The sequence below is a fragment of the Streptomyces endocoffeicus genome (assembly GCF_016741935.1).
Lineage (GTDB): Bacteria > Actinomycetota > Actinomycetes > Streptomycetales > Streptomycetaceae > Streptomyces > Streptomyces endocoffeicus.
This window is the reverse complement of the sequence record NZ_JAERRG010000064.1, coordinates 1-21,589: the sequence shown is the minus strand read 5'-3', so window position 1 is coordinate 21,589 and position 21,589 is coordinate 1. Positions and strand designations below refer to the sequence as shown.

Genomic DNA, 21,589 nt, shown 5'->3' with positions numbered 1-21,589 from the left:
TCGCAGAAGGAGTCAGTCGTTCCCATGAAAGACCTCACGGGGAAGGTGGCCCTGGTCACCGGGGGTTCCAAGGGCGTGGGCAAGGCGATCGCGCGGACCCTCGCGGCCCGCGGCGCCGATGTCGTCCTCAACTACTTCCACTCGCACGACCAGGCCAAGCGCACCAGGGACGAACTGGTGGCAAACGGCGCCCGGGTCGAGCTCGCCCGGGCCTCGGTGGCCCGGCAGGAGCAGGTCGACCGGATGTTCGCCGAGATCGAGGAGCGCCACGGGCGGCTGGACATCCTGGTCAACAGCGCCGCCAACGGGGCTCTGCTGCCGCTGGCCGAGGTGACCGACGAGGACATCGCCAAGGCCATCGACACCAACTACAAGGGCGGACTGCGCTGCGCCCGCGCCGCGGCCGGGCTGATGGCGCGGGGCGGCGGCGGGTCGATCGTCACCGTCTCGGCGCTCGGCGGCTCGCAGATGGTGATGGCCAACTACTCGGCCTGCGCCCCCGCCAAGGCGGCAGCCGAGGCGGCCACCCGCTATCTCGCCGTGGAGTACGCCCCGCTGGGCATCCGGGTGAACACCGCCTCGGCCGCCATGCTGGAGAGCGAGGTCGCGGACAAGTTCCCCCGGGCCCGGGAGATGCAGGAGGTGATCGCCAGGGCGACCCCCTTCGGACGGCTGGGTACCCCGGAGGAGTTCGCCGACGTCGTCGCCTTCCTGGCCTCCGACGCCTCGCGGTGGATCACCGGGCAGGTGGTGCTCGCCGACGGGGGACTGACGCTGGGCGCCGCCCTCATGTCGCCGCCCGCCACGGCCCCCGTACGGGAGGAGGCCACACCGGAGCCGGAGCCGGAGCCCGAGCCGGTCGTGGCCCAGCCCGTCGTGTCGCCGGAGCCCGTCCTGGCACCAGAGCCCGAGCCCGTACGGCCTCAGGCCGCCGCCACGACGGCCGCTGCCACGACGGCCGCTGCCACGACGGCCGCCGTCACCGCGGCCGTGGACACACCCGGCTCCGACCTGTCCCCCGACGTCCCCGACGACGCGATCGCCGTCGTCGGCATGGGTCTGGCGGTCGCCGGGGCGAACAGCCCCGAGGAGTTCTGGAAGCTCCGTACGACCGGTGACGAGCTGTTCGTCAAGATCCCCCGGGACCGCTGGCGGCACGAGAACTTCCACGCCGTCGACACCGCCGCCGAGGACAAGGCGTACGCCGACCGCTGCGTCTTCATCACCGACTTCCAGGCCGCCCCCGGCTCCGTCGACAGCATGGCCGAGGGCGCGGACGACCACGAGCTGACCACCATGTGGCTGCGCCACAGCCTGGTCCAGGCCCTGGACGGGGTGCGCCACCAGGACTCCGACCGCTGCTCCTTCGTCGTCGGCTACACCCCCGACGGCAGCCAGCACCTGGAAGAGGCCGGGGTGCTGGACAGCGTCACCCGGATGACCCAGGACATCCTCGGGGACCTGCCGCTGGACGACGGCGAGCGCACCACCCTCGGCGGCGACATCGAGGCGGCCCTGAACCGCCGCTACTGGCGCGCCGGCCAGGACCGCTCGCGCTTCCTGCCGCACCGCGTCGGGGAGCTGGCGATGCGCGGTCTGCTGCCGCCCTCCACCGAGCTGCACATGGTGGACACCGCCTGCTCCTCGTCGCTGTACGCGATCGACATCGCGGCCAAGGGCCTGCTGATGGGCAAGCAGGACATCGCCGTCTGCGGCGGCGCCTTCGCGCTCGCGCCGCGCGGCACCGTGCTCTTCTCCAAGCTCCAGGGGCTCTCCAAGCGCGGTGAGGTGCACGCGCTGGACGAGGACGCCGACGGTGTGATCTTCGCCGACGGCGCCGCGCTGGTCGTCCTCAAGCGGCTGAGCCGGGCGCGGGCCGACGGCGACGAGGTGCTCGGGGTGCTCCGCGCCTTCGGCTCCTCCTCCGACGGCAAGGGCAAGGCCATCTACGCGCCCAACGCCGCCGGTCAGAGCCTCGCGGTGCGGCGCGCCCTGGAGGCGGGCGAGGTCGAGGGCCCCGCGGTGAGCTGGGTCAACGCCCACGCCACCGGGACCCCGGCCGGTGACCTCGCCGAGTTCACCACGCTGCGGGAGTACTACGGCACCGCCGGACCCGCCGCGGTCACCTCCAACAAGTCCCTGATCGGCCACACCGGCTGGGCGGCGGGCGTGGTCTCGCTCATCGAGAACCTGCTGGGCCTGGCCGAGCACACCATCCCCGGTCAGTTCCGCTTCTCCAGGCCCCGCGAGGACTTCCGGCTCGCCGAGACCGGACTGGAGATCACCCCCGAGCACAAGGGCTGGCCGGAGCAGTCGGGCGGTCCGCGGCTGGCCGCGGTGTCGGGCTTCGGCTTCGGCGGCACCAACGCCCATCTGATCGTCTCCGAGCACCGGGCGCGCCCCGCCGCCGCGGACGCCACCGCCACCGACCGGGCGCCCGCGACCGTCACCAAGGTCCCGGACACCGGCAGCCGGGTGGCGATCGTCGGCTGGTCGGCCCATCTGCCGGGGCTGGCGGGCCGCGAGGAGGTCACCCGCTGGCTGGGCGGCGGTCCGCGCCCCCGCGACAGCTTCGGCGACGAGTACCCGGCGCCGCCGTTCAGCAAGGTCCGGCTGCCTCCGAAGACCATCCGCGCCCTGGACCGCTGCCAGCTGATGATCGTGGAGTGCGCCCATCAACTGCGCGACCAGATGCCGGAGTTCTGGCAGGAGCGGGCGCTCAAGACCGGGGTGTTCGTCGGCCATATGGGCCCGACCCGCGCCGCGATGCTCTACGCCAACCGCTGCTACCTCGACGACATCGCCGAGGCGCTGGGCGAGCTGCCCAACGACGCCCTGCCCGGTGTGCTGGAGCGGCTCGGGGACCGCGTACGCGGCATGATCCCGGCCTCCAACGAGGACTCCTTCCCCGGCCAGATGCCCAACATCATCTCGGCCCGGGTGGCGAACTACTTCGACCTCAACGGCCCCAACATGACGATGGACTCCGGCTTCGCCTCCGCCGTCTCCTCCATCACCTCCGCGGGCCGCTATCTGCGCACCGGTGAGCTGGACTTCGCGCTCGCGGGCGGGATCAACGGCAACAGCCTCCCGGAGTACCGGACGCTGATCGGCGAGCTGCTGCCACCGGAGGCCCGGGAACTCGCCGAGGGCGCCTTCCTGTTCGCCCTCACCACCGAGGAGCGGGCCCGCGCCGCCGGGCTCGAGGTGCTCGCGTACGTGGACGAGCCGCTCGGCGCCGTCGAGGCGGGGCGCGGGGAAGTGGCCGCGGACGAGATCCTGCTGTGCGGTGCGCCCGCGCCCGAACACGCCCGCTATCTGGGCGCGGCCGGCGGCCTCGCCGTCCTCAGGGCGCTGCACCGGCCCTCGGGGACCGTGGAGATCGCCACCGACGAGAGCGAGGGCGCCGCCGGGGCCCGGCTCCGGCTGACCATCCCCGGTGACGGCCCCGAGGCCGCCGGTCCGGAGTCCGCGGTCCCGGAGGCGGTCCCGGCCGCACTCCCCGCCGCGTTCGCCACCGGCGGACGGCTCGCGGACGGCACCCCGGTGCGGGTCCGCCGCCAGGTGCCCGTCCTGACCGAGCTGCCCGCGCGCACCGTGCGCGAGCGCACCCGGTTCCTCCCCGCCGGGGCGGTGGTGCTCACCGACGCCCCCGGGCCGCTCGCCGCCGCCGCGCCGCCGGACGCGGACCTCACCGTCCTGTCCACGGCGCCGCTCGCGGCCCCGCGCCCCGGCTGGCACCACCTGTCCGAGGTCACCGAGGAGTCGGTCCGCCGGGCCCTGGCGGGCGCGGGCCCCGGGGTCACCCACCTCAGGGTGGTGGGTGACCTCGGCCGGGCGGCCGCGGACGGTCCCGCGCCCGCCCTCACCGCCCTGCACGACGCCGCCTATCTGACCCTCCAGCACCTCTACGACGACCTGGGCGACCCCGGCTCCTCGGCCGTGGCGCTGCTGCTGGGCGCCGCGCCGGGCGGCACTCCGCATCCGTACACCGGGCTCTTCACCGGGCTGTGGAAGACCGCGGCCCTGGAGCGCGACGCCTGCCTCGCCTTCACGCTGTGCACCTCGGCCACCGACCTCACCGAGGCGATGGCCCGCGCCGAGGAGGAGAGCGCGGCCGAGCGGGTCTTCCCCGCGGTGTTCGACCTCGATGGCGTACGGAAGGCGTATCTGCTCTCCGACGAGCCCAACGACCTGGGAGCGGGGGCGCCGACCGTCCTCGGCCCGGACTCCGTCGTGGTGGTCGCCGGGGGCGCCCGGGGCATCACCGCCGAGGTGGTCAAGGCGGTGGCCGAGCACTTCCGGCCCCGGATCTACGTCCTGGGCAGCAACTCCCTCGACGACTACCCGCCGGAGACGTACCAGGGCACCGACGAGGAGTTCGCCGCCCGCCGCGCCGGTTACATCAAGACGGAGATCGCCCGGCGCGACGGCCGCACCGTGGCCGACATCAACCGCGCCTTCGACCGCATGGTCAACGCCCGCTGGGCGAAGCGGAACCTGGACGAGATGGCCGCCCACAGCGGCGCCGGCCGGGTCACCTACCTCGCCTGCGACATGCGCGACGGCGCGGCGGTGGACCGGGCGGTCGGCCGGGTGCTGGACGAGCGGGGGCGGATCGACCTGCTGGTCAACGCCGCCGGGCTGCAGCGCTCCGGGCTGATCAAGGACAAGAGCTTCGCCGAGTTCACCGCCATCCGCGATCTGAAGCTGGACTCCTACCTCCACCTCAAGCGCGCCCTGCGCACCGCGCCGCCCCGGCTGTGGTGCAACTTCGGCTCACTGCTGGGCTACTTCGGGCAGCTGGGGGAGGCCGACTACGCCGCGGCCAACGACTTCCTGGCCGCCGCCGCGACCCACACCCGCGCCACCGGTTCGCCGACGGACGAGTTCACCATCGGCTGGACGCTGTGGGAAGGCGTCGGCATGGGCGCCAACGAGCTGACCAAGGCGTACTACGAGCGCGCGGGCTCGTACAGCAACATGGCCATCGCCGAGGGCATCCACCACTTCGTCCAGGAGCTCCACGCCCCCGTGCGGCGCCCCTCCGTCGTCCACCTCGGCGACGCCGAACGCGTCACGGTGGAGCGCTTCTACCCCGGCTATCTGGACCACCGCGGCTCTCCGGGCACCACCGGCGCGGCGGAGCGGCCCGGGTTCTTCCTGCGGCGGCTGGTGGAGTCAGACGAGCGGTCCGTGGTCTACGAGTGCCCCTTCGACCTGGACACCGACGGCTACCTCGAACACCACACGGTGCGCGGCGAGGCCACCCTGCCCGGCACCTTCGTCACCGAACTGGCCGCCGAGGCCGCGCGGGCCCTGGTCCCCGGCAAGCGGGTGATCGCCTTCGAGGATCTGCGCTTCGAGCACTTCCTGCGGGTTTACCGCGACATCCCGGCCGGTCCCAGGCGCGTCCGCGCCGAGCTGGTGGACAGCCCCGGGGAGGTCACCGTCGTCCAGGTGCGGATCACCGAGGACGTGGTCGCGCCCAGCGGGGTGGTCCTGGTCAAGGACCGGGTGCACTTCCTGGCCCGGGTGCTGCTCGACACCGAGGCGCCCACCGCGCCGCGCTGGGAGGAGTGGCCGGCGGGGGAGGAGACCCCGGTCCCCGACCCGTACCACCAGCCCGGCTCCCCGGTGCGGCTGACCGGCCCCTTCGTCTCCACCACCGACACCCGGATCCACCCCCGGGGCAAGCGCGCCCGCTACGCGCCCGACGTCCCGGCCGGCGATCCGGTGTGGTCCCGCTTCACGGTGCCGAGCATCCTGCTCGACGGGCTGGCCCGGGTGGGGGTGCTGGATCTGGTCGACGGGCATCTGGTGCCGGTGGCCGCGCCGCTGTCGATCCGCCGGATCGATCTGTACGAGGAGATCAGCGACCACGACCTGGCCGCGTCCGGGGAGGGCATCGACCTCTTCGTGACCCCGCCCGGCTTCGATCTGACGGCCGACACCATCAGCAACCGCTTCGTGGCGGTGCGGCCCGACGGCCGGATGCTGCTCCAGATGAAGGACATGCGGGCCACCCTCATCGGCTACGTGGACGCCGAGACCGGCGAGGCCGTCCCCCTGGAGCGGGCACCGGCGGGGGAGGACCGGACATGACCGCGACTCAGCCGGACATGACCGCGACTCAGCCGGACATGACCGCGGCTCAGGGGGACGCGCCGGTCCAGCCGGTGGCCCGGATGGTGTGGCGGCTCACCGAGCTGCCCCGCCCCGCCGGGCCGCACCCCCGCCCCGCCGGGCCGCGGGTGCTGCTGATCGGCGGCGAGGAGGACATCGCCGCTGGTGTGGAGCGCGCACTGAAGGAGCGCGGCGCGCTGGTGCGCCGGGAGCCGGAAGGCCCCGGCCCGGTGGACGCCATCGTCGACCTCACCGTGGGCCGGGCGTACGACCGGGACCGTCCCGCCTCCGCCGGGGCCTGGCGGCGGGCGCTGACCGAGACCGTGACCGCGCTGCGCGGGGTCTACGACGACTGGGCGGCCGAGACCGCCGCGGACCGGCTGTGCTATCTCGCCGTCAGCTACCTCGGCGGCGGGATGGGCCAGCATCCGCGGGACGGTCTCGAGCAGCCGCTCGGCGGCATCTGGGCGGGGCTCGCCAAGACGCTGCACCGGGAGTTCCCCAACGTGGCCGCCCGCGTCGTCGACATCGACCTGGCCGCCTCCGCCGAACTGCCCGGCATCGTCGCCGCCGAGCTCGGCCGCCGCACCGGTGAGATCGAGGTCGGCTACCGCGACGGCCGCCGGTACACCCTCACCCCCGAGGACCGGCCCGTGGCCGCGCCCGCCCTCACCCTCGGCCCCGAGGACACCGTGCTGATCTCCGGCGGCGGCCGGGGCATCGGCTGGGAGCTGGCCCGGTCGCTGGCCGCCCGGCACGGCGCACGGGTCGTGGTGACCGGCCGGGAGGCCTTCCCCAGCGGGGACGAGCCCTGGTTCGGCGTGGACGAGGCCGGGTGGAAGGCGTACGAGAAGCAGGTCTGGGCGGGCCGTGCCAAGGGCGAGTCGCCCGCCGTGGTCCGCGGCCGGCTGGCCCGCACCCGCCGGCTGTGGGAGCTCGCCACCCATGTGACCTCCGCCCGGCGCGAGGGGCTGCGCGTCGAGTACGCGCGCTGCGACTTCACCGACCGCGCCCAGGTGCGCGAGCTCATCCGGCGCGAGGACGCGCTGGAGGGCGGCCGGCTCGCCGGGGTGGTGCACAACGCCGGGGTGGACACCTCCGCCCGGCTGCCGAAGAAGACCGACGAGGAGATCCTGCGCACCGTCGAGGTCAAGATCGAGGGCTTCCTCAACGTCTTCGAGGAGGTGCGCGGGCGCGACCTGAAGTTCTTCTGCAGCGTCGGCTCCCTCACCGGACGGCTCGGCGGCATGGTCGGCCAGCTGGAATACGCGGCGGCCAACGACGGTCTCGCGCGGCTCGGCCAGTGGGCCGCCCGCCGGGCCGTGTTCCCCGTGATGACCCTCGCCTGGCCCACCTGGGACCGCATCGGGCTGATCGCCAACTTCGCCGCCACACTGCGCTACATGGCCGCGATCGACGTGGCGGACGGTCTTGAGCGCTGGCGGGCCGAACTGCTGGCGGGATCCGAGGGCGAGGTCACCTTCGTCGGGCCGCTGGGCAAGGCCATCGACCCGGGGCAGGCCATCGGCTATCCGGTGGTGCCCGCGCTGCCCGGCTTCGCCACCGCCTTTCCGAAGATCTTCCACCTCGGCGAGGTGACCTCCTATCAGCCGCACGCCCAGCTGACGGCGCGCGTCGTCCTCGACCCCGAACACACCCCCGCGCTCGGTGACTTCCGCATCGACGGCGCCCCCGCGCTGCCGCCCTCGCTGCTGCTGGAGAACGCGCTGCGGGCCGCCGAATGGATCGTCCCGGAGGACTTCCCGGCGCTGCCGGCCGGTGCGCTGGAGGAGATCGTGGTGCCGCTGGCGCTGCTGCGCCTCGACGGCCCCGCGATCCGGCTGGTCCGCGAGATCCGCGGCTTCCACGAGGGGCACGACTGGATCGTGGAGGTCCGCTACCGCCACGAGGGCGGTGGGGACGGCCCGGAGGCGAGCCTGCGCATCGTCCACGAGACCGGTGCGCCACGACGGCCGCCCGCCCCGCAGCGCCCCGACGTGCCGCAGACCACCACCCTCCGCTCCGGGCCGCCCTTCCTGCACTGGCGCGGCGCCGTGGTGCCGCTCTCCGCATGGACGGCGGGGCCGGAGGGCCGCCTGGTGGCCGAGGTCCCGCGCTGTCTGCCGGTCGACCTGTGGGCGACGCCGTACGTGCCCGGGACGGCCCTTCCGATCGCCGCGCTGGAGAACGTGGTGCGGCGCTGCACCACCCAGGGCGACGGCCTCTCGGTCACCGCCGACCCCCTGATCCTCGGCCGGATCGCACCGCACTCCGCCGAGCGCGGACCCACCCGTGTCGAGGGCGATCCCTCGCTCGGCGTCTGGCGGATCACCGACGCAGACTCCGGGGACCCCGTGGCGACCGTCTCGGGACTCTCCGGCCCGCTGGGAAACACGACCGAATAGAAAGGCAGTTCATGTCCACTCCCGAGCAGAACAAGGCCGTCCTCGCGCGCTACTACGAGGAGTGCCTCAACAAGGGCAATCTCGACGTCATCTACGAGGGCGCCACCGAGGACCACATCAGCCACGGCACCGCCGCCAACGACAAGGAGGGCGTGGAGCACCTGAAGGAGTGGGTGCGGCTCCAGCGCGCCTCCTTCCCCGACCTCCACGTCACCGTGGAGGACTGGATCCTGGACGGGAACAAGGTCGTCAGCCGCTTCACCGCCCGCGGCACCCACACCGGTGACGACTACGCGGGCCTCATCCCGGCGCGGGGCCGCAAGCTGGAGATCCCCGGCATCGTCATCGACGAGTTCAACGACGAGGGCAAGATCGTGGAGAGCTGGTTCTCCATGGACTCCTACGACCTCGCCACCCAGCTCGGGGCGTTCGACGCGCCCCCCGCGTGACCGGCCCTGAGCCGGCCCCGGGCTCCGGGGCCGGCATCCCGGTCCTCCTCACCGGCTGCTCCTCCGGAATCGGCCGCGCGTGCGCGCTGCGGCTGCACCGGGCCGGGCACGTCGTGTACGCCACCGCGCGGCGGCCCGAGACGCTGGCGGAGCTCGCGGGCTCGGGCATCCGCACCATGGCGCTCGACGTCACCGACGAGGAGTCCATGGCCACCGCGGTCGCCAAGGTCGAGGCGGAACACGGCGCGGTCGGGGCGCTGGTCAACAGCGCGGGCTACGCCATGTCGGGCTGTATCGAGGAGGCCTCCCTGGCCGAGGTGCGCGAGCAGTTCGAGACCAATGTGTACGGCCTGGTCCGGCTCAGCCAGCTGGTGCTGCCCGCGATGCGCGCCCACGGCGGCGGCACCATCGTCAACATCTCCTCCATCTTCGGCCGTTACGCCGTCCCCGGCTCGGGCTTCTACAACGCCACCAAGCACGCGGTGGAGGCGCTCAGCGACTCCCTGCGGAACGAGGTGGCCGACTTCGGGGTGCGGGTCGTCCTCGTCGAGCCGGGCCCGGTGCGCACCACCCGCTTCGGCGCCACCTACGTGGCCAATCTGCGGCCGGTGAGCCGGACGTACGAGGCCTTCCGCCGGGAGAGCGCCGAATACTTCGAAGCGATCTACACCGGCAGCCGCCGGACCCTGGCGGGCACCTTCGCGATCCAGTCGGACGATGTGGCCCGCCGGGTGGCGAAGGTGGTGGCCAAGGGCGCCCGCGGCTCCCGGCCGCGCGCCCGCTACCCCGTCGGACTCCTCGCCCACAGCACCATCGCCCTGCGGCGCCTCACCTCCGACGTCCTTTTCGACCATCTCTTCGTGCGCCGCCTGTTTCCGGTGCCCCGCGGGCCGCGGCCGCGAAAGCAAGGAGACCACCGATGACCACAGCGACCTCCGCACCGCGCATCGCACCCGGCCCCAAGGGCGTCCCGCTGATGGGCAGTCTGGGCCCCTGGAAGCGGAACACCGCCGAATTCCTGCTCGGTCTGCAGCGCGACCACGGCGAGATCGTCCGGATGCGGCTCGGCCCGTTCCTGGTGCACCAGGTGACCGAGCCCGAGGCGGTGCGCCGGGTGCTGGTGGAGAACAACGGCAACTACGTCCGCGGCCCGCTCTACGAGCAGTTCGGCGTCGTCATGGGCAAGGGACTGCTCACCACCGACGGCGAGTTCTGGCGCGCCCACCGGCGGGCGGTGCAGCCGGTCTTCCTCAAGAACGCCATCACCGACATCATCCCCAACATCATCCGGGCGACCGAGGAGATGCTGGAGACCTGGGAGCGCAAGGCCGCCGCCGGTGAGCCGGTCGACCTGATGACCGACATGCTGCGGCTGACCCTGGTCACCCTCTCCCGCTCGCTGTTCGCCTACGACATCAAGCCGGATTCGGCCCTGCTGAAGACGATCGTGGACGATGTGGTGGAGGTGATGTTCCGCCGCGGCACCGCCACCGAGATGCTGCCCTCCTGGGTGCCGACGGACCGTCAGCGCAAGATCCTCAGGATCCACCGGGTCTTCGACCGCATCGTGGCCGATGTGCGCCGGAGTTACGCGGAGACGGGGGAGGGGCCGCTGATCGCGCTGATGGAGCGGGCCACCGACCCGGCCACCGGTGAGCCCTGGACCGATCAGCAGATCAAGGACGAGCTGCTCACGGTCTACCTGGCCGGCCATGAGACCACCGCCGTCTCGCTGTGCTGGACGCTGCTGTCGGTCGCCGCCCACCCCGGCGTCCAGGAGGAGCTGGACGCCGAGATCGCCACGGTGCTCGGCGGCGGGCTGCCGGACGCGGACAGCGCCGAGGAGCTGACGTACACCAAGATGGTCGTCGACGAGAGTCTGCGGATGCACCCGCCCATCTGGATCTTCCCCCGGGCGGCGGTGGAGGCGGACACCCTCGGCGGCTACGGCATCGAGCCGGGCTCCTCGATCCTGCTGTCCCCGCTGGTCTCCCACCACAACCCGCGCCACTGGGACAACCCGCTGGCCTTCGACCCGTACCGGTTCACCCCGCGGGCCATCAAGGAGCGGCCGCGGATGGCGTATCTCCCGTTCGGCTCGGGGCCCCGGCAGTGCGTCGGCAACTTCATGGCGCTGCTGGAGCTGCGCATCATCGTGGCCATGGTGAACCAGCGCTTCCGGATCAGCCGGATCCCGGGGACCGAACTGCGGTACGGCTCACCGGTGATCTCGCTGCGGCCGCTCAAGGACGTGATGGTGACGGTGACTCCGCGCGAGCGATCCACCGCCGCGCCCCGTCCGTCCCGCGGGACCGCTTCCGCCACCCCCGCCGCCTGCCCCCATCACCCGTAGTCCGCGAGGGGGCGGAAGCGGAATCGGAGTTCCGGGCCGGGCCGGCGCCGTCGCCTTTTCCGATTTCGCCCGTGCGCCCCGGCCCGGGAAACCCGGCACACCGTCAGAAGCAGGGGTCCGTGGGGTTGGATCATTATCCGCGGGACGCGGGCGCTTTTCGGGGAAAACGCGTCCCGTGGCGATGCGGACCAGAATGCGGAAGATGTGCGGCGGGACGCGAAGGACGAGGCCCGGGCCGACCGCGCGGCAGCGCTCGGGCGCCGGGGCGACGCCCTCCGACGGGCCGCGGAAACCGTCCCCGGACCGGGCCGGAAATCCACCGCGCCGACCGGTCGGTTTTCTTGACGCTCCTGGTGGAAGGGGTGGGACGGACCCTTTCCCCAGGTGCGCCGGGACGGGCAAGAACTTCATTTCACGATCGCTACGGCCGTTTACTCCCAGGTGGCGCCCAGTGCGGCCGTCCACCGCCCCCCGTCCGCTCCCCGGAGCACTCGCGCACAATGCCTCCGAATAAATGTCCGACGTATGTACGGACGCTCCCCCGCGCCCCGGGGTGACCCGGATGGTGGTCACTGAGCCATCCGGCGGGGCAACCCCGCGGATCTGTGGCAGGGTCAGGGGACTAGCAGTTGAACCAGAGGCACTGTCACCGCCGCTGTTCACTAAACGGAGGCGCTGTATCGTGTGCGTGTACGCCGGGTTGTCGAGCGGCGCAGCATCAGGGAGGGGGACGCGTGTCGCCAGGGGAAGCGCACGTCGCACCGTACTCACGGCGCGAGCGGCTGCGCATCGCGACCATCCGTGAAATCAAGGACGTCGCCCGGACGCTCCTGGTTCAGGAGGGCCCGGAGAATGTGACCATCCGGGCCATCGCGCGTGAGATGGGCATGACCGCGCCGGCCGTCTACCGCTACTTCAGTAGCCGGGATGCGCTGATCCTTCAGCTGCGTGTGGACATTTTCGAGGAGATGGCCCGCTTCATGCAGGGGGTCCTCGGGCAGCACCCCGAGGAGGAGCCGGGCCGCCGGTGGATCAGCGGCGCGCGGGCGCTGCGCGTCTGGGCGATCAAGCACCCCCATGAGTTCGGGCTCATCCTCGGCCCCTGGGCCCCGGGGCTCGGCCGCGAGGAGACCAAGCCCGAGCGCCATATGAGCTGGGTCTTCGGCTCCGTCTACTCCGATCTCGTCGCCGACCTGTGGCGGGTGCGGGGCTTCCCCGCCCCCGAGGTGGAGGAGCTCGACCCCGGCCTCGCGCAGACCCTCACCGCGCTCAGCGAGGACCAGGACGTCGACATGCCCCCCGGAGCCATCGCCGTGATGCTCCGCTGCTGGGTGCGGCTGTACGGGGTGATCTCCATGGAGGCGCTCGGCCATATGTCCTTCGCGCTCTCCGAGGGCCAGCACTTCTTCGAGTTCGAGCTCCGCGACCTGTGCCGGGTGCTCGATATCTCAGAGTTCTACGAAGAGGTCGTCTGAGGTCGTCCGAAGGCCCCCGGACACCGGCCCGGGGGCGTTCGCCGGTCACCCGCCCGGCGCCCCGTCGAAGGTCACATCGGGGTATCGCTCCGTACATGTGTACACCGAGAGGCGTAAGCTGTGGCAATGCCCGTCCGGATCATGCCGGAGCCGGGCCCTTGTCGCCTGTTCGGGGGCTAGGGGCCGGGGCCCGTTGACAAGACGGAGCGGCGTGTCCGGATCGTGCGGACGCTGGTAACCGGTGTAGAACGGGGGATGTGACGGCATTGGCTGAACGGCCCATCTCCAGCGCTCCCGGGGGGCCCGGTCACCGGGACCCGCGTGGCGTCCTGGGTCTCGCCCGTACGCCTGGCTGTCCACGGTGACCGTCGAGGACGAGCGCAGCGGGTCCCATACCACGTCGAGCAGCCGGAGCGGCGGGCAGGAAGCCGCTCGCGCCGTGCTCGACAAGGCCGCCCACGAGAACTTCCCCGTGGCCCCCTTCTTCCTCCCCCGAGCCTGGCGCACCGATCTGATGGCCGTCTACGGCTACGCCCGGCTGGTCGACGACATCGGCGACGGCGATCTGGCCCCCGGCGGCGCCGACGCCGAACTGCTCGGACTGGACCGCGACCGGGCGGACGACGCGCTCGCGATGCTGGACGCGTTCGAGGCCGACCTCCGCCGGGTCTTCCGGCCCGAAGCGGAGCCGCGCCATCCGCTGCTGCGGGCCCTGCGCCCCACCGTCCACCGCCATGGGCTTGACCAAGAGCCCTTCCTGGGGCTGATCGAGGCCAACCGCCAGGACCAGCGGATCCGGCGGTACGCCACCTACCAGGACCTCCTCGACTACTGCGAGCTGTCCGCCAACCCGGTCGGACGGCTCGTCCTCGGCATCACCGGCACCGCGAGCCCCGAGCGGATCCGCCACTCGGACGCCATCTGCACCGCCCTGCAGATCATCGAGCACCTCCAGGACGTGGCCGAGGACCTTCGCAGGGACCGCGTCTATCTGCCCGCCGAGGACATGAAACGCTTCGGTGTGACCGAGGCCGACCTCGCCGCCCCCAGGGGCGGCGTACGGTTGCGCGCCCTGGTCGCGAAGGAGGCGGAACGCGCCGCTGCCCTGCTGAATGAAGGCACCCCCCTGGTGGGTAGCGTCCACGGCAGGCTCAAGGTGCTGCTCGCCGGATTCGTGGCCGGGGGGCGGGCCGCCTTGCGGGCGGTCGCGGCCGCGGGACATGACGTACTCCCTGGACCGCCCAGGCCCACCAAGCTCAGCCTGCTGCGCGAGGTGGGGGCGACACTGCGAAGAGAGGGGTGAGCCGGACCGTGAAGGGATCTCCGCACGCGTCCGCGCCAGTGCTCGCGGCGTACCGCTACTGCGAGGCCGTGACCGGCCACCAGGCCCGCAACTTCGCCTACGGCATCAGGCTGCTGCCGACGGAGAAGCGCCATGCGATGTCGGCCCTGTACGCCTTCTCCCGCCGGGTCGACGACATCGGCGACGGCCCCCTCGACCCGGAGGCCAAGCGCGCCCGGCTGGCGGACACCCGCGCCCTGCTGGACCGGATGCGGGGCGGCGGCATCGAGGAGGACGACACCGACCCCGTCGCCGTCGCCCTCGCCCATGCCGCACACCGCTTCCCGATCCCGCTGGACGCGCTGGACGAGCTGATCGACGGCGTGCTGATGGACGTGGCCGGGCAGACCTACGAGACCTGGGACGACCTCAAGGGCTACTGCCGCTGTGTGGCGGGCGCCATCGGACGGCTCTCGCTCGGCGTCTTCGGGACCGCCCCCGGCACCGGCCACAGCGAGGACGAGCTCGAGCGCGCCCCGTACTACGCCGACACCCTCGGGCTCGCCCTCCAGCTGACCAACATCCTGCGCGACGTCCGCGAGGACGCCGCCACCGGGCGCACCTATCTGCCCGCCGACGACCTGGCCAAATTCGGCTGCACCGCCGCGTTCCGCGGCTCCACCGCACCGCCGGACGCCGACTTCACCGGCCTGGTCCACTTCGAGGTGCGCCGGGCCCGGGCCCTGTTCGCCGAGGGCTTCCGGCTGCTGCCGCTGCTGGACCGGCGCAGCGGCGCGTGCGTGTCCGCCATGGCGGGCATCTACCGCAGGCTGCTGGACCGGATCGCCAAGGACCCCGCGGCCGTCCTGCGCGGCCGCGTCTCGCTGCCCGGCCATGAGAAGGCGTATGTGGCGGTGCGCGGGCTGGCCGGGTTGGACGCCCGCGCCGTCGAGCGCCGCGGCACCGGGAGGCCGGTGTGACCCAATCGGCCCTGGACCCCGCCCCGCCCGCCGGGCGACGCCCCGCCGGGCGGAGCGCCCTGGTGATCGGCGGCGGGCTCGCCGGTACGACGGCCGCGCTCGCGCTGGCCGACGCCGGGCTGCGGGTCACCCTGGCCGAGGGCCGCCCCCGCCTGGGCGGCCTCGCCTTCTCCTTCCACCGCTCCTCCCCGGCGGGTGTGCTCAGCGTCGACAACGGCCAGCATGTGTATCTGCGCTGCTGCACCGCCTATCAGTGGTTCCTGGAGCGGGTCGGCGCGGCCCGACTCGCCCCGGTCCAGGGCCGGTTGGACGTCCCCGTCCTCGACGCCCGGGGGCGCCGCGGGCGGCGGCTCGGCCGGCTGCGCCGCACCGCCCTGCCGGTGCCGCTCCATCTGTCCGCGAGCCTGGCCACGTACCCCCATCTCTCCCTCGCCGAGCGCGCCCAGGTGGGCCGCGCCGCGCTGGCCCTGGGGCGGCTGGACCCCGAGGACCCGGCGCTGGACGGGGTGGACTTCGCCGGCTGGCTGCGCCGCCACGGCCAGTCGCCGCGCGCCGTCGAGGCGCTGTGGGACCTGGTCGGCGTGGCCACGCTCAACGCCACCGCGCCCAATGTCTCGCTGGGCCTGGCCGCGATGGTCTTCAAGACCGGGCTGCTCTCCCGGCCCGGCGCCGCCGACATCGGCTGGGCCCGCGCCCCGCTCGGCGAGCTGCACCACAGCCGCGCCCACCGCGCCCTGGACGCCGCGGGCGTGCGGACCGACCTGCGCACCCGGGTGACCGCCGTCACCCGCACCCCCGAGGGCCGCTGGAGCGCGGCCACCGCCGGGCGGCCGGGGGAGGAGCCGCGGGCCGAGGCGGACGTGCTCGTCCTGGCCGTACCCCAGCGCGAGGCGCACGCCCTGCTGCCCGACGGCGCCCTGACGGACCCCGGCCGACTGCTGCGCATCGGCACCGCGCCCATCCTCAATCTGCATGTGATCTACGACCGCACGGTGCTGCGCCGCCCCTTCTTCGCCGCGATCGGCTCCCCCGTCCAGTGGGTCTTCGACCGTACGGACGCCTCGGGGCTGAGGGACGCGCCCGGCGCCGGGGACAGCCAGTACCTGGCGGTGTCGCAGTCCGCCGCGTACGACGACATCGACCGCCCGGTTGCCGAGCTGCGCGCCCGCTATCTGCCCGAGCTGGAGCGGCTGCTGCCGGTCGCCCGGGGTGCGCGGGTGCGCGACTTCTTCGTCACCCGGGAGCGCACCGCCACCTTCGCCCCCGTCCCCGGCGTCGGCCTCCTCAGGCCCTCCGCCCCGACCGATGCGCCCGGCCTCTACCTGGCCGGTGCGTGGACCGCCACCGGCTGGCCCGCGACCATGGAGGGCGCCGTGCGCAGCGGTCTTTCCGCCGCCCGCGCGGCCCTCACCGACCTCGGCCGCCCGCATGTGAACCCTCTCCCCGCCCTGGGCGGGGGGACGCCCAAGGAGGCGGCATGAGCACCACCACCAAGAACAGAGGAGAGACCGTGACCCCGGCGACCCCAGGTGTCGACACCGCAGGCGTCATGGCGCTGCTGGACCGCGGCCGTACGCTCGCCACGCCGGTGCTGCGCGCCGCCGTGGACCGGCTGGCCCCGCCCATGAACACCGTCGCCGCGTACCACTTCGGCTGGATCGACGCCGAGGGCAACCCGGCCGAGGGCGACGGCGGCAAGGCCGTCCGCCCCGCGCTCGCCCTGCTGTCCGCCGAGGCGGCGGGCGCCGCCCCCGAGGCCGGAGTGCCCGGCGCGGTCGCGGTCGAGCTGGTGCACAACTTCTCGCTGCTCCACGACGACCTCATGGACGGGGACGAGCAGCGCCGCCACCGCGACACCGTCTGGAAGGTGCACGGCCCGGCCCAGGCCATCCTGGTCGGTGACGCCCTGTTCGCGCTGGCCAACGAGATACTGCTGGAGATCGGCACCGCCGAGGCCGGACGGGCCACCCGCCGGCTCACCGCCGCCACCCGGAAGCTGATCGACGGCCAGGCCCAGGACATCTCCTATGAGCACCGCGAGCGGGTCACCGTCGAGGAGTGCCTGGAGATGGAGGGCAACAAGACCGGCGCCCTGCTCGCCTGCGCCGCCTCCATCGGCGCCGTACTCGGCGGCGCCGACGACCGCACCGCCGACACCCTGGAGCGCTACGGCTACCACCTGGGCCTCGCCTTCCAGGCCGTCGACGACCTGCTCGGCATCTGGGGCGACCCGGAGGCGACCGGCAAGCGGACCTGGAGCGATCTGCGCCAGCGCAAGAAGTCCCTCCCCGTGGTCGCCGCGCTCGACGCCGGGGGCCCCGACTCCGAGCGGCTCGCCCAGATCCTCGCGGCCGACGCGCACAAGCCGGAGGAGGAGTTCGCCGACTTCTCGGAGGAGGAATTCGCCGTGCGCGCCGCGTTGATCGAGCAAGCGGGTGGCCGGGACTGGACCTCTCAGGAGGCCCGCAGACAGCATGCGACCGCCATGGAAGCGCTGGGCTCGGTGGACATGCCCGCCGAGATCCGGGCGCGGTTCGTGGCGCTCGCCGACTTCGTCGTCGTACGAGAGAGATGATCGCCATGGACCGCTAGTTCGCAGTCGCCGGCCGGCACCCAGCCGGGGTGTCGGCCGACGGAAGCCCCAAAGACGGCAGATGAGCACACTGCAGAGGGGAAGCCATGACAGCGACACCGATCGTCCAACCCTCCGAGTCATCCGAGTCCAAGACATTAAGTGTCGCCCGTGAGGCGGCCGCCCGCGCGGTGGACCACCTGCTGTCCCGCCAGGATGAGCGGGGCTGGTGGAAGGGCGACCTGGAGACCAACGTCACCATGGACGCCGAGGATCTGATGCTCCGCCAGTTCCTCGGCATCCAGGACCCCGACACCCTCGACGCCGCGGCCCGCTATCTGCGCTCCCAGCAGGCCACCGACGGCACCTGGGCCACCTTCCACGGCGGTCCCCCCGAGCTCTCCGCCACCATCGAGGCGTATGTCGCCCTGCGGCTGGCCGGCGACGAGCCCGACGCACCCCATATGGCCGCCGCCTCCGCCTGGGTGCGCTCCCGGGGCGGGATCGCGAGCAGTCGGGTGTTCACCCGGATCTGGCTGGCCCTCTTCGGCTGGTGGCGCTGGGAGGACCTGCCCGAGCTGCCACCGGAGATCATCTACTTCCCGAAGTGGCTTCCGCTCAATATCTACGACTTCGGCTGCTGGGCCCGGCAGACCATCGTGCCCCTCACCATCGTCTCGGCCAGACGCCCCGTGCGCCCGGCCCCCTTCCCCCTGGACGAGCTCCACACCGACCCCCGCAGGCCCAATCCACCGCGCCCGCTCGCCCCCGTCGCCTCCTGGGACGGCGCCTTCCAGCGGCTGGACCGGGCGCTGCACGCCTACCACAAGGTCGCCTTCCGCCCGCTGCGCCGGGCCGCGCTGCGCTCCTGCGCCCGCTGGATCGTGGAGCGGCAGGAGAACGACGGCTGCTGGGGCGGCATCCAGCCACCCGCCGTCTACTCCGTCATCGCCCTCCATCTGCTCGGCTACGACCTCGACCACCCCGTGATGCGCGCCGGTCTGGAGTCGCTGGACCGGTTCGCGGTGTGGCGCGAGGACGGCAGCCGGATGATCGAGGCCTGTCAGTCCCCGGTCTGGGACACCTGTCTGGCCGCCATCGCGCTCGCCGACGCCGGTCTCGCCCCGGACCACCCGGCGCTGGTCAAGGCCGCCGACTGGATGCTGACCGAGCAGATCGACCGGCCCGGCGACTGGTCGGTCCGGCGGCCCGGACTGCCCTCCGGCGGCTGGGCGTTCGAATTCCACAACGACAACTACCCCGACATCGACGACACCGCCGAGGTCATCCTGGCGCTGCGCCGGGTCGACCACCCCGAGCCCGAGCGGATCGAGGCGGCGGTGCGGCGCGCCATGCGCTGGACCCTGGGCATGCAGTCGAAGAACGGGGCGTGGGGCGCGTTCGACGTCGACAACACCAGCCCGCTCCCCAACAAGCTGCCGTTCTGCGACTTCGGCGAGGTCATCGACCCGCCGTCGGCCGATGTCACCGCGCATGTCGTGGAGATGCTGGCACACGAGGGGAGGACGTACGACGCCCGCACCCGGCGCGGTATCTCCTGGCTGCTGTCCGAGCAGGAGCCGAGCGGCGCCTGGTTCGGCCGCTGGGGCACCAACTACGTCTACGGCACCGGATCCGTCGTCCCCGCGCTGATCGCGGCGGGCGTCCCCGCCTCCCATCCGGCGGTCCGCCGGGCCGTCCGCTGGCTGGAGAGCGTCCAGAACGAGGACGGCGGCTGGGGCGAGGACCAGCGCTCCTACCTCGACGCCGAGTGGATGGGCCGGGGCGCCTCCACCGCCTCGCAGACGGCGTGGGCGCTGCTCGCTCTGCTGGCGGCGGGGGAGCGGGACGGCGAGGCCGTCGAGCGCGGGGTCACCTGGCTCGCCGGCACCCAGCGGCCGGACGGCTCCTGGGACGAGCCGTACTTCACCGGCACCGGATTCCCGTGGGACTTCTCCATCAACTACCACCTGTACCGGCAGGTCTTCCCGGTGACGGCACTGGGCCGGTATGTCCACGGCGAGCCCACCGGGGCGCGACCGCGGAGCGGTTGATGTCCGCCGATCCGGCCGTGGCGGCCGACGGCGCGTCGCTGCTGATCGCCTGTGCGCTCGGCATCGAGCGGTTCGCCCTGCGCGGCGCCGGCCTCGGCGCCGCCGCCGGGGCCGTGACCGTGCTGCGCACGGGCATGGGGCCGCGGTCGGCCGAGCGTGCCGTGACCCGGGCGCTCGCCGGGCGGTCCTCCGGTGGGTCCGGGGAGCCTGGTGGGTCCGGTGGGTCCGGTGAGCCCGGTGAGCGGCCCACCGCCGTCATCGCCACCGGCTTCTGCGCCGGGCTGGCCCCCGGGATGCATCCGGGGGACATCGTTGTCGCCGACGAGACCCGCGATCCGGCGGGCCACACCGTGTGCACCGGCACCCGGATCCTCGCCGACGCCCTGTCACATCCCCTCCCCGGCGGTCCCCGCCGGGCCGTCCATATCGGTCCGGTCGTGGGCTCGGACCATGTGGTGCGCGGCGCCGAGCGGGCCGCGCTGCACAGCACCGGCGCCATCGCGGTGGACATGGAGTCCGCCGCGACCCTGCGCACCGCCCTCGGCCACGGCGTCCGTCCGGTTGCGGCCGTCCGGGTGGTCGTGGACGCTCCTGAACATGAACTCGTCCGAATCGGCACGCTACGCGGTGGAATATCGGCTTTCCGGGTTCTTCGGACCGTTCTTCCCGCTTTCTTTCACTGGCACCGTTCCTTCGCTGCTCCCAGGAGGTGAGCTAGATGGCCATGCCACTCCGCCAGACCATCCGGGTCGCGACGTATCTCTTTGAACAGAAGATGATCAAGCGACGGGACAAGTTCCCGTTGATCGTCGAGCTCGAGCCGCTGTTCGCGTGCAATCTCAAGTGCGAGGGCTGCGGGAAGATCCAGCATCCGGCCGGGGTGCTCAAGCAGCGCATGCCGGTCGCCCAGGCGGTGGGCGCGGTGCTGGAGTCGGGTGCGCCGATGGTGTCCATCGCGGGCGGCGAGCCCCTGATGCACCCGCAGATCGACGAGATCGCACGGCAGCTGGTGGCGCGGAAGAAGTACGTCTTCCTCTGCACCAACGCGATGCTGCTGCGGAAGAAGATGCATCTGTTCAAGCCGTCCCCGTACTTCGCCTTCGCGGTGCACATCGACGGGCTGCGGGAACGGCATGACGAATCGGTGGCGAAGGAGGGGGTGTTCGACGAGGCGGTGGAGGCCATCAAGGAGGCCAAGCGGCGCGGCTTCCGGGTCACCACCAATTCCACCTTCTTCAATACCGACACCCCGCAGACCGTCATCGACGTGCTCGACTTCCTCAATGACGAGCTCGAGGTGGACGAGATGATGATCTCGCCCGCCTACGCGTACGAGAAGGCGCCCGACCAGGAGCACTTCCTGGGCGTCGAGCAGACCCGCGAGCTGTTCCGCAAGGCGTTCGCCGGGGGCAACCGGCGCCGCTGGCGGCTCAACCACAGCCCGCTCTTCCTCGACTTCCTCGAGGGCAAGACGGACTTCCCGTGCACCGCCTGGGGCATCCCCAACTACTCCCTCTTCGGCTGGCAGCGCCCCTGCTATCTGATGAGCGACGGCTATGTCCCGACCTACCGCCAGCTGGTGGAGGAGACCGACTGGGACAGCTACGGCCGCGGCAAGGATCCCCGCTGCGACAACTGCATGGCCCACTGCGGCTATGAGCCCACCGCGGTCCTGGCGACCATGGGCTCCCTCAAGGAGTCGCTGCGCGCCGCCCGGGAGACCGCCACCGGAAGCCATGGGTGACGGGATGAGCGCGGCCGAATCGGATGGGGCGGGTGCGGCGGAACCGGTCGCACTCGGCCTGCCCGCCGTACCGGGCAGGCCCCTCGCACCGCGCCGGGTCTCCCGCCGCCTCCAGGTCGGATCGGTGGCCGTGGGCGGCGACGCGCCGG

At 72.8% G+C, this 21,589-nt stretch carries 13 protein-coding genes; all 13 read left to right on the top strand.

From position 1 onward, the window contains the following. The first annotated feature begins 24 nt into the window (after window positions 1-24). The 13 genes from JK364_RS52280 to hpnH all read left to right on the top strand — a co-directional run bounded on the left by JK364_RS52280 (window position 25) and on the right by hpnH (window position 21,440). On the top strand, window positions 25-6,105 hold the full coding sequence (locus tag JK364_RS52280; protein ID WP_201858533.1) for an SDR family oxidoreductase: 6,081 nt from the start codon (window positions 25-27) through the stop codon (window positions 6,103-6,105). After that, the gene (locus JK364_RS52275) at window positions 6,102-8,531 is read left to right on the top strand and encodes an SDR family NAD(P)-dependent oxidoreductase (protein WP_201858532.1); all 2,430 of its coding nucleotides are present in this window, start codon (window positions 6,102-6,104) and stop codon (window positions 8,529-8,531) included. Before JK364_RS52280 ends, JK364_RS52275 begins: the two co-directional genes overlap by 4 nt. Before the next feature lie 11 nt (window positions 8,532-8,542). Beyond that, complete coding sequence (locus JK364_RS52270; RefSeq protein ID WP_201858531.1) at window positions 8,543-8,980, top strand: ester cyclase; 438 nt, start codon at window positions 8,543-8,545, stop codon at window positions 8,978-8,980. Next, window positions 8,977-9,903 (top strand): SDR family NAD(P)-dependent oxidoreductase, encoded by a 927-nt coding sequence (locus JK364_RS52265; RefSeq protein ID WP_201858530.1) that lies wholly within the window; start codon window positions 8,977-8,979, stop codon window positions 9,901-9,903. Before JK364_RS52270 ends, JK364_RS52265 begins: the two co-directional genes overlap by 4 nt. Then, on the top strand, window positions 9,900-11,333 hold the full coding sequence (locus tag JK364_RS52260) for a cytochrome P450 (protein ID WP_201858529.1): 1,434 nt from the start codon (window positions 9,900-9,902) through the stop codon (window positions 11,331-11,333). Before JK364_RS52265 ends, JK364_RS52260 begins: the two co-directional genes overlap by 4 nt. Window positions 11,334-12,067: 734 nt before the next feature. Next, a complete protein-coding gene (locus tag JK364_RS52255) occupies window positions 12,068-12,808 on the top strand; it encodes a TetR/AcrR family transcriptional regulator (protein WP_020867241.1) in 741 nt (246 codons plus the stop codon). Between the two features lie 439 nt (window positions 12,809-13,247). Then, window positions 13,248-14,111, top strand: coding sequence for a squalene synthase HpnC (gene hpnC / locus JK364_RS52250; RefSeq protein ID WP_201858539.1), 864 nt, complete (start codon window positions 13,248-13,250; stop codon window positions 14,109-14,111). After that, window positions 14,108-15,070 (top strand): presqualene diphosphate synthase HpnD, encoded by a 963-nt coding sequence (hpnD, locus tag JK364_RS52245; protein ID WP_201858528.1) that lies wholly within the window; start codon window positions 14,108-14,110, stop codon window positions 15,068-15,070. Before hpnC ends, hpnD begins: the two co-directional genes overlap by 4 nt. Then, on the top strand, window positions 15,067-16,551 hold the full coding sequence (hpnE, locus tag JK364_RS52240) for a hydroxysqualene dehydroxylase HpnE (RefSeq protein ID WP_307841694.1): 1,485 nt from the start codon (window positions 15,067-15,069) through the stop codon (window positions 16,549-16,551). Before hpnD ends, hpnE begins: the two co-directional genes overlap by 4 nt. Further along, window positions 16,548-17,645: a polyprenyl synthetase family protein gene (locus tag JK364_RS52235; protein WP_201858527.1), complete on the top strand. Its 1,098-nt coding sequence runs from the start codon at window positions 16,548-16,550 to the stop codon at window positions 17,643-17,645. Before hpnE ends, JK364_RS52235 begins: the two co-directional genes overlap by 4 nt. Window positions 17,646-17,749: 104 nt before the next feature. Then, window positions 17,750-19,696 carry a squalene--hopene cyclase gene (shc, locus tag JK364_RS52230; RefSeq protein WP_201858526.1) on the top strand — a complete coding sequence of 649 codons (1,947 nt, stop codon included), beginning with the start codon at window positions 17,750-17,752 and terminating at the stop codon, window positions 19,694-19,696. Further along, entirely contained in the window at window positions 19,696-20,409 is a 714-nt protein-coding gene (locus JK364_RS52225) for a phosphorylase family protein (RefSeq protein WP_201858525.1), read from the top strand. Before shc ends, JK364_RS52225 begins: the two co-directional genes overlap by 1 nt. 5 nt (window positions 20,410-20,414) lie before the next feature. Further along, entirely contained in the window at window positions 20,415-21,440 is a 1,026-nt protein-coding gene (hpnH, locus tag JK364_RS52220; RefSeq protein ID WP_201858524.1) for an adenosyl-hopene transferase HpnH, read from the top strand. Window positions 21,441-21,589: the final 149 nt, after the last annotated feature.